Raw genomic sequence first — 7,349 nt, 5'->3', positions numbered from 1 at the left:
CACGGCGGCCCTGCAGCCGGCAGCGAGCCGGAGGGGACCCACACCCCGGCCCGCACCCTGGCCCACGGCGGCCCTGCAGCCGGCAGCGAGCCGGAGGGGACCCACACCCCGGCCCGCACCCTGGCCCACGGCGGCCCTGCAGCCGGCAGCGAGCCGGAGGGGACGGGCAGGGACGGCCGTTCCGGACACTCAAGCGTTATTTGCGGGCCAATCACCGGGTCACAGAACGGCACAGGGCAACGGCCCGTAAATAATGCCGTCCGGAACGGCCGTCCCGAACCGGCCCCGACCCGAGCACGCACCGCCCCCGCCCCCACGGCCCCGACCCGAGCACGCACCGCCCCCGCCCCCAAGCCCGCACCCAAGCCCGCACCCGCCCCCGAGCCGGACACCCTCGCCCGCGTGCGCCGCGTCGCGCGCCCCCAGCGCTCCCGCCTCGCCCTCGCCCTGCTCCTCGGAGCGCTCGCGCTCCTCAGCGCCGTCGGCCTGATGGCCACCTCCGGCTGGCTGATCTCGCGCGCCTCCCAGCAGCCCCCCGTCCTGTACCTGATGGTCGCCGTCACCGCGACCCGCGCCTTCGGCATCGGCCGCGCCGTCTTCCGCTACGCCGAGCGCCTCGTCTCCCACGACGCCGTGCTGCGCCTCCTGGCCGACCTGCGCGTCACCGTCCACCGGCGCCTGGAGCGCCTCGCCCCCGCCGGGCTGCGCCACGCCCGGCGCGGCGACCTCCTCACCCGGCTCGTCACCGACGTCGACGCGCTCCAGGACTACTTCCTGCGCTGGCTGCTCCCGGCCTCCGTCGCCGCCGCGGTCTCGCTCTCCGCCACCGTCTTCACCGCGTGGCTCCTCCCCGAGGCCGGCGCGGCCCTCGCGGCCGGACTGCTCCTCGCCGGAGCCGCCGTCCCCGCGCTCGCCGCCGCCGTCTCCCGCCGCACCGAGCGCCGGCTCGCGCCCGCCCGCGGCGAGCTGACCACCCGCACCGTCGACCTGCTCACCGGCACCGCCGAACTGACCGTCGCCGGCGCACTGCCCCGCCGCATCGAGGCCGTCCGCGCCGCCGACGCCGCCCTCACCCGGCTCGCGGCCCGCAGCTCGGCCGTCACCGCGCTGGGCGGCGGCCTGTCCGCGCTCGCCGCGGGGCTGACCGTCACGGCCGCGGCCTGGGCCGGGGCCGCGGCCGTCCACGACGGGCGGCTCGGCGGCCTCCTCATGGCGGTGGTCGTCCTGACCCCGCTCGCCTCCTTCGAGGCGGTCGCCGGCATGCCGCAGGCGGCCCAGTACCGGCAGCGCGCCCGCCGCTCGGCCGAGCGGGTCCACGAGGTGATCGACGCCCCCGCCCCCGTCCGCGAGCCGGAGCACCCGCTTCCGGAGCCCGCCACCCCGTTCCCTCTCGTCCTCACCGGCCTCACGGCCCGCCACCCCGGCCAGGAGCGTCCCGCCCTCGCCGGGGTGGACCTGACCCTGACGCCGGGCCGGCGCGTGGCGGTCGTCGGCCCGTCCGGCTCGGGCAAGACCACGCTCGCCCACGTCCTGCTGCGCTTCCTCGACCCCGGGTCCGGGAGCTACACCCTCGGGCCGGACGCCGCCGACGCCACCGCCCTGGACGGCGACGCCGTACGCCGCGCCGTCGGCCTGTGCGCCCAGGACGCGCACGTCTTCGACAGCTCCCTGCGGGAGAACCTCCGCCTCGCCAGGCCGTCCGCGACCGACGAGGACCTCCACACCGCCCTGGCCGCCGCCCGCCTCGACGCCTGGGTCCGGGAGCTGCCCGAGGGGCTGGACACCCTGGTCGGCGAGTTCGGCGCCCGGCTCTCCGGCGGCCAGCGCCGGCGTCTGGCCCTGGCCCGCGCGCTGCTGGCCGACTTCCCCGTGCTGGTGCTGGACGAGCCCGCCGAGCACCTGGACCTGGCCACCGCCGACGCCCTGACCGCCGACCTGCTGGCCGCCACCGAGGGCCGCACCACCGTGCTGATCACCCACCGCCTGGCCGGGCTGGAGGCGGTGGACGAGGTGGTCGTCCTCGACGGCGGCCGGGTGGTCCAGCGCGGCCCGTACCGGGAACTGGCCGGGGCGGACGGGCCCTTCCGGCGGATGCTGGAGCGGGAACGGGCCACCGAGGAGCTGGTGGGCGCGAGGCGCTGATCCGCGCCCTGCGGCCGGACGCGTCCCGCGGCGGACGCGTCCGGCGGAACCGGCCCCGGCCGGCCCCGCCGGACGGTCAGGCGGCCTCGTCCAGCCGCCGCCGCTGCTCCGCGTCCAGCCGCAGCTCCATCGCGTCGAACGCCTCGTCGAGCTGCTCGGTGCGGCTCACCCCGACGATCGGGACGACCGCCGGGTCCCCACCGGTCAGCCAGGCCAGGACGACCTGGTTGGCGGTGGCCCCGGTCTCGGCGGCCACCTCCCCGAGCACGGCCAGGCGGCGCGCCGTGCCGGGGTGGTCGTAGTGCTCGGGCAGCGGCCGGTCGGGGCGGGTGTAGGAGCCCCACAGCAGCGAGGAGTACACCCACAGGTCGAGCTCCGGTTCGCTGCGCACGTAGTCCAGCGACTCGGGGGTCGCGTGGAGGTGTCCGGCCTCGGGGAGGACGGCGCCCGGCCGCGGCTGGACGTAGGAGTACCGCAGCTGCAGGGCGGTCCAGCCCGCCACCCCCGTTCCGCGGGCGATCGCGCGGCCGCGTTCGACGCGCCAGGCGGTGTGGTTGGAGGCGCCGAGCCGGAGGGCGAGCCCGTCCGAGACCACCTCGCCGAAGGCGGCGACGGTCTCCTCCAGGGGCACCTCGCGGTCCTCGGCGTGCGCCCAGTACAGGTCGATCCGGTCCGTGCGCAGCCGCCGCAGGCTCTCCCGCACCGCCCGGCGCACGGCGGGCGCCGACAGTCCCTCGGCGGACTCCGGCCACTTCCCGGGCACGGTGGGCTGCTGGCGGACCTTGGTGCTGATCAGCACCCGGTCGCGGACGCCGGGGCGGGCGGCCAGCCACTCCCCGATGACGGTCTCGCTCTGGCCGCCGGTGCCGGAGGGGTCGAGCCAGAAGCTGTAGCAGTTGGCGGTGTCGATCCACCGCCCGCCCCGCTCGACGAACCGGTCGAGCAGCCGCGTCGACGCCTCCCGGTCCAGCCGGGTGCCGAAGTCCATGGCGCCCAGGGCGAAGTACGGCGCGGCCGGTGCGCTGTTCGGCGTGCTGTTCCGTGCGCTGTTCGGTGCGCTCACGAGTGCTCCTCCCGTCCCGCGCGGCGCCTCCGCCGCGCTCGGAGGACTCATGCTGGCGCTTGGAGAGCACTCCAGGGCAAGGGCGTCCGGGGCGGGAGCGTCCCGGGCGTTCCGGGAGGGCGGGCGGTCCTCAGGCCGTGGCGGGCAGGCTCAGCAGCCGCTCGATGACGGCGGCCACCCCGTCGTCCTCGTTGGTGGACGTGCGGTAGGGGGTCGCGGCCAGCACGTCGGGGTGGGCGTTGGCCATGGCGAACGAGGAGCCGGCCCAGTTCAGCATCTCCAGGTCGTTGGGCATGTCCCCGAAGGCGACGACCTCCTCGGGGGCGATGCCGCGCTGCTCGCAGCAGAGCGCCAGGGTGCTGGCCTTGCTCACGCCGGGCCCGCTGATCTCCAGCAGCGCGCTGGGGCTGGAGCGGGTGAACTCGGCGTGATGGCCCGCGACCCGGCGGGCCATGTCCAGGAAGCCGTCCGGCGTGAGCTCTCTGTGGTGGGCCAGGAGCTTCAGGATCGGCTGGTCGGAGTACTCGGACCCGCCCGACAGCAGTTCGTCGACCGGTGCGATCACCGCGCCCGGGTCGAGGTGGAACTGCGGGTAGAGCGGCTCGTAGTGGATGCCGCCGGTCCGCTCGACGGCGAAGCTGACCTCCGGGGCCAGCTCCCGCAGCTCCTTGACCACGGTGAGCGCGGTGCCGTGCGGCAGTTCCCGCACGCGCACGAACCGCCGGCCGCGGTGGAGGTCGACGACGGCCGCGCCGTTGGCGCAGATCGCCAGTCCGTGTCCGTGGACGTGGTCGCTGACCACGTCCATCCAGCGGGCGGGCCGCCCGGTGACGAAGAAGACCTCGACGCCCGCCTCCTCGGCCGCGGCGAGCGCCGCGACCGTGCGGTCGGAGACGGACTTGTCGTCGCGCAGCAGCGTCCCGTCCAGATCGGTGGCGATGAGGCGCGGACGCGTCGTCGGAAATGCCAGGGCATGGGTCACGGTCTCCATCCTCCCGCATATGCGCGCACAGCCGTGCAGGAAGGTGCCCGAATGAGCCACCGGGCGAACACATCCGAAAGCGGATGGACACGGACAGCCGGTGGCCCGGGAGGCCGGCCGCCCCTCCCACTGCCCGCCCCACTACCCGGACCACTGCCCGGGCGCCCACCCGTCCGCATACGCTCGGGGGATGCGACTGAGCACCGTGATCCTTCCCGTCCTGCGCTGGGCCGAGGGCGGGCGCGAGAGGTGGCGGCGGGCCGAGGAACTGGGCTTCCACACCGCCTACACCTACGACCACCTCTCCTGGCGCGAGCCCTTCCGCGACGGCCCCTGGTTCGGCGCGCTGCCCACCCTCACCGCCGCCGCGACGGCCACCGGGCGGATACGGCTCGGCACCCTGGTGACCTCGCCGAACTTCCGGCACCCGGTCAACCTGGCCAAGGAGCTGATCACCCTCGACGACGTCTCCGGCGGACGGATCACCCTCGGCATCGGAGCGGGCGGCTCGGGGTACGACGCCACGGTGCTGAGGGCGCCCGGCGAGCGGCCGTGGACGCCGCGCGAGCGGGCCGACCACTTCGGCGAATTCCTGCCTCTCCTGGACCGGCTGCTGACCGAGGACGCGGTCACCCACCACGGGGAGCGCTACTCCGCCCACGAGGCCAGGAACATCCCCGGCTGCGTCCAGCGTCCCCGCATCCCCTTCGCCGTGGCCGCCGCGGGCCCGCGCGGCATGCGGCTGGCGGCGCGGTACGGGCAGGCCTGGGTGACCACCGGCGACCCCCGGGCGGCCGGGGGCGGCACCGCCGAGGAGGCGCGCACCGCGATCCGGGGGCAGATCCGGCGCCTGGAGGAGATCTGCGCGGAGGAGGGCCGGGACCCGGCGGGGCTGCCCCGCGTCCTGCTCACGGGCTTCACCCCGGACCGCCCCCTGGCCTCCCTGGACGCCTTCGTGGACTTCGCCGGGACGTACCGCGAGCTGGGCATCGACGAGATCGTGCTGCACTGGCCGGTCGACGGCACGATGTTCGAGGCCGACCGGGAGGTCTTCGAGAGGATCGCGACCGAGGCTCCGGGGCAGCTGGCCTGACCCGGCCGGACGGCCGCCCGGCCGCACCGCCGGGCGGCCGTCAGGCCCGTACGTTGATCCGCGCGAACGCCCGCAGCAGGCCCGGCGCCAGCCGGGACAGCCACAGGCCGGCCCGCGCCTCCAGGTTCACCGGCACCAGCGCCCGGTCCTCCACCACCGCGCGCAGCACCGCGTCGGCGACCTTCTCCGGCGGGTACCTGCGGATCCGGTAGACCTGCCGGGCCCGTTGGATCCGGCCCCGGCGGTCCCGCTCGTCGTACCCCCGGAACCGGGTGTCGTCCAGGATGGGGGTGCTGACGACGCCCGGGCAGACCGCCGAGACCCCGATGCCCTCCCCGGCCAGGTCGGCGCGGAGGACCTGGCTGAGCATCAGCACCGCCGCCTTGGAGGTGCAGTACGCGGGCAGGGCGCGGGTGGGCTCGTAGGCGGCGCACGAGGAGACGTTGACGATGTGGCCGCCCTGGCCGCGCGCGGACATCTGCCGTCCGAAGAGGCGGCAGCCGTGGATCACCCCCCACAGATTGGTGCCGAGGACGGCGTTCCAGTCGTCCTCGGTGTGCTCCAGGAACGGCCCGACGGCGGCGATCCCGGCGTTGTTGACCAGCACGTCCACCACGCCGTACCGGTCGGCGACCCGTTCGGCCAGCGCCTCCACGGCCCGCCCGTCGGAGACGTCGGCGGTCTCGGCCCACGCCCCCGCCGCGCCGGCCCGCCGCGCCAGTTCGGCCGTGCGCTCCGCGCCGTCGCCGTCGGTGTCCACGGCGACGACGCGGGCGCCGGCCCGGGCGAAGGCGAGGGCCGTCGCCCGGCCGATGCCCCGGGACGCGCCGGTGACCAGCACCAGCTGCTCGCCGAAGTACTCGGCGTACCGCCCGTGCCGCCCGCCGCGCAGGGCGGGGACGCTCCCGTCGCCGGAGCCCCCGGAGCCCCCGGAGCCCCCGGAGTCCTCGGAGCCTCCCGTGGTCCGGCCGTCCCCGTCTCCCCCGCCGTCCCCGCGCCGTCCCTCGCACGCGTCGACGAACGCGCCGATCCAGAGGGCCAGCCGGTCGGGGCGGGTGCGCGGCGCCCAGTGGCCCGCGCGCAGGGCGCGGCGCGTCAGCCGCGGCGCCCAGCGCTCCAGCCCGTCGTGGACCGCGGGGGAGAGGAAGGGGTCGTCGACCGGCGTGATCAGCTGGACGGGCACGTGGGCGTAGGCGTCCTCGCGCGGGTTCCGCAGCCGGGCGCGGACGTTGTCGCGGTACAGCCAGGCGCCGTGCGCGGCGTCGGAGGGCAGCGAGGCGGTGGGGTAGCCGCCGTCGTACGGGTGGGCGTCCCGGTGCCGCGCGAGGGCGGGGACGAGCCGGCCGAACAGCGCCTCCGGCACGCCGGGCAGGTGCATCAGGTACACGTGCGAGGCCCTGACGGCCTGCCCGAGCGCCTGGGCCGTCCGGACGGGGGAGGGCCGGGTCAGCCGCCGGGCGTACCAGTGCCCGAGGTGGTCCAGGGACGGTCCGCTCAGGGAGGTGAAGGAGGCGATCCGGCCCTGGGTCCGCCCGACCGTGGCGAACTCCCACCCCTGGAGCGACCCCCAGTCGTGCCCCACCAGGTGCACCGGGGCGTCGGGGCTCACCGCGTCCGCGACGGCCAGGAAGTCGTCGGTCAGCTTCTCCAGCGTGAACCCGCCGCGCAGCGGTCGCGGCGGCGTCGACTTCCCGAAGCCGCGCGTGTCGTACAGCACCACGTGGAAGCGGTCCGCGAGCCGCTCGGCGACCGGGCGCCAGAGCTCCTTGGAGTCCGGGTAGCCGTGCAGCAGCACCACCGTCGGGCGGCGGCTCCCGTCCGGCCCCGTCCGCCCGCCCAGTTCGGCGACGCACAGCTCGACGCCGTCCGTGGGGATCCACCGCTCCCGCGCGCCCGCCACCGTCTCCCCGGATCCCATGCGCACCTCTCCTTCCCGCCGTGTCACGGCACCGGACGTTCCGGGGACGACGGGTAACCGGTCCCGGCGCCGTGACACCGCCCGGGGCGCGGCCGGACGGCTCCTTCCCCCGGACCGGCCCCTAGGGGCATGTACACCTCCAGTACGAGAC

Annotated in this window: 5 protein-coding genes; 2 read left to right on the top strand and 3 right to left on the bottom strand. The window is 76.4% G+C overall.

The genetic code is table 11. The features are described 5' to 3' along the window. A partial coding sequence (gene cydC, locus ABD358_RS01135) for a thiol reductant ABC exporter subunit CydC (RefSeq protein WP_425576206.1) occupies window positions 1-2,142 on the top strand: 2,142 nt, incomplete at its 5' end. A gap of 76 nt (window positions 2,143-2,218) precedes the next feature. Here the strand turns inward: cydC and ABD358_RS01130 are convergent. Both ABD358_RS01130 and ABD358_RS01125 read right to left on the bottom strand, forming a co-directional pair. Next, a complete protein-coding gene (locus ABD358_RS01130) occupies window positions 2,219-3,130 on the bottom strand; it encodes an aldo/keto reductase (protein WP_344629049.1) in 912 nt (303 codons plus the stop codon). 205 nt (window positions 3,131-3,335) lie between these two features. After that, window positions 3,336-4,196 carry a Cof-type HAD-IIB family hydrolase gene (locus tag ABD358_RS01125; protein ID WP_344628858.1) on the bottom strand — a complete coding sequence of 287 codons (861 nt, stop codon included), beginning with the start codon at window positions 4,194-4,196 and terminating at the stop codon, window positions 3,336-3,338. A 181-nt stretch (window positions 4,197-4,377) separates the two neighbouring features. Here ABD358_RS01125 and ABD358_RS01120 point away from each other — a divergent pair, with 181 nt between their 5' ends. After that, the gene (locus ABD358_RS01120) at window positions 4,378-5,280 is read left to right on the top strand and encodes an LLM class flavin-dependent oxidoreductase (RefSeq protein ID WP_344628857.1); all 903 of its coding nucleotides are present in this window, start codon (window positions 4,378-4,380) and stop codon (window positions 5,278-5,280) included. 40 nt (window positions 5,281-5,320) lie between these two features. On the opposite strand, the gene ABD358_RS01115 is transcribed toward ABD358_RS01120, so the two are convergent. Next, window positions 5,321-7,198: an SDR family oxidoreductase gene (locus ABD358_RS01115; protein ID WP_344628856.1), complete on the bottom strand. Its 1,878-nt coding sequence runs from the start codon at window positions 7,196-7,198 to the stop codon at window positions 5,321-5,323. Between the last annotated feature and the right edge of the window lie 151 nt (window positions 7,199-7,349).

It is taken from the genome of Streptomyces glaucosporus, assembly GCF_039533345.1.
GTDB classification, from domain to species: Bacteria; Actinomycetota; Actinomycetes; order Streptomycetales; family Streptomycetaceae; genus Streptomyces; species Streptomyces glaucosporus.
Note: the sequence above shows the minus strand (reverse complement) of the source record. Positions and strands in the feature narration are given on the sequence as shown.